The sequence below is a fragment of the Paraburkholderia sp. RL18-085-BIA-A genome (assembly GCF_046027075.1).
Lineage (GTDB): Bacteria > Pseudomonadota > Gammaproteobacteria > Burkholderiales > Burkholderiaceae > Paraburkholderia.
In genome coordinates this window covers 1-1,998 of record NZ_JARESU010000371.1, presented here as the reverse complement: position 1 = coordinate 1,998, position 1,998 = coordinate 1, and the positions used below count along the sequence as shown (strand labels likewise).

The window sequence follows — 1,998 nt, the reverse complement described above, 5'->3', positions numbered from 1 at the left end:
CTCGCGTCGAAGCCGGTCATGGAAGGCAAGGCCGTGCTGTTCAAGAAGTTCGCCGGCATCGACGTGTTCGATATCGAGCTGAACGAGTCCGACCCGCACAAGCTGGTCGAGGTGATCGCCGCGCTCGAACCGACCTTCGGCGGCATCAACCTGGAAGACATCAAGGCGCCGGACTGCTTCATCGTCGAACGGGAATGCCGCAAGCGCATGAAGATTCCGGTCTTCCACGACGACCAGCACGGCACGGCGATCGTCGTCGCGGCGGCGATCACCAACGGTCTGAAGGTGGTCGGCAAGGACATCAAGTCGGTCAAGCTGGTCGCCTCCGGCGCGGGCGCCGCGGCGCTGGCCTGTCTGGATCTGCTGGTCGATCTCGGCCTGCCGCTCGAAAACATTCTCGTCACCGACCTGGCCGGCGTGGTCTACAAGGGCCGCGTCGAGCTGATGGACCCGGACAAGGAACGCTTCGCGCGTGAAACCGATGCGCGCACGCTCGCCGAAGCGATCGGCGGTGCGGACGTGTTCCTCGGCCTGTCGGCGGGCGGCGTGCTCAAGCAGGACATGGTCAAGCAGATGGCCGACAAGCCGCTGATTCTCGCGCTGGCCAATCCGACACCGGAAATCCTGCCGGAACTGGCGCTCGAAGTGCGCCCGGACGCCGTGCTGTGCACGGGCCGCACCGACTACCCGAACCAGGTGAACAACGTGCTGGTGTTCCCGTTCCTGTTCCGCGGCGCACTGGATGCGGGCGCGACCACGGTGACGCGGGAAATGGAAATCGCGGCGGTCAATGCGATCGCCGAACTGGCGCGCCAGGAGCAGAGCGACATCGTCGCGACCGCGTACGGCATTCAGGATCTGTCGTTCGGGCCGGAATATCTGATTCCGAAGCCGTTCGATCCGCGTCTGATCGTCAAGGTCGCGCCGGCGGTGGCGAAGGCCGCGATGGATTCAGGCGTCGCCGAGCGTCCGATCGAGGACATGGAAGCGTACCAGCAGCATCTGCAGCAGTTCGTGTATCACAGCGGCACGACCATGAAGCCGATTTTCCAGCTCGCGCGTGGTGTCGAGCCGGAGAAGAAGCGCATCGTGTTCGCGGAGGGCGAAGAAGAGCGCGTGTTGCGCGCGATCCAGATCATCGTCGACGAAAAGCTGGCCAGGCCGATCCTGATCGGGCGTCCGGCGGTGATCGAGCAGCGCATGGCGCGCTACGGTCTGCGGCTGGTCGCGGGGCAGGACTACACGGTCGTCAACACCGATCATGACGAGCGTTACCGTGATTTCTGGCAGGAATACGCGAAGATGATGTCGCGCAAGGGCATCACGCCGCAGATGGCGAAGCTCGAAATGCGCCGCCGCACCACGCTGATCGGCGCGATGCTGGTGAAGAAGGGCGAGGCGGACGGCATGATCTGCGGCACGATCAGCACGACGCACCGGCATCTGCACTTCATCGACCAGGTGATCGGCAAGCGCGAAGGCTGCGCGGTGTACGCGGCGATGAACGCGCTGGTGCTGCCGAACCGGCAGATTTTCCTGGTGGACACGCACGTGAACGTCGATCCGACGCCGGAGCAGCTGGCCGAGATCACCATCATGGCCGCCGAGGAAGTGCGCCGATTCGGTATCGAGCCGAAGGTCGCGCTGGTGTCGCATTCGAACTTCGGTTCGAGCAACGCGCCGACCGCGCAGAAGATGCGCGACACGCTGGAGATCCTGCGCCAACGCGCGCCGGAACTGCAGGTGGACGGCGAAATGCACGGCGACGTGGCGCTCGACGCGAATCTGCGTCGCGAGGTGCTGCCCGATTCGACGCTCGAAGGCGACGCGAACCTGCTGGTGCTGCCGAACATCGATGCGGCCAACATCTCGTACAACCTGCTGAAGACCGCGGCGGGCAACAACATCGCGATTGGCCCGATGCTGCTCGGCGCGGCCCAGCCGGTGCACGTGCTGACGCCTTCGGCGACGGTGCGCCGGATCGTCAACATGACGGCG

Annotated in this window: 1 protein-coding gene; it reads left to right on the top strand. The window is 64.9% G+C overall.

Going from position 1 to position 1,998, the window contains the following annotated elements; translation table 11 throughout:
• Window positions 1-1,998: NADP-dependent malic enzyme (locus P0D89_RS52505; protein WP_408371034.1), on the top strand; the 1,998-nt coding region annotated here is incomplete at both ends.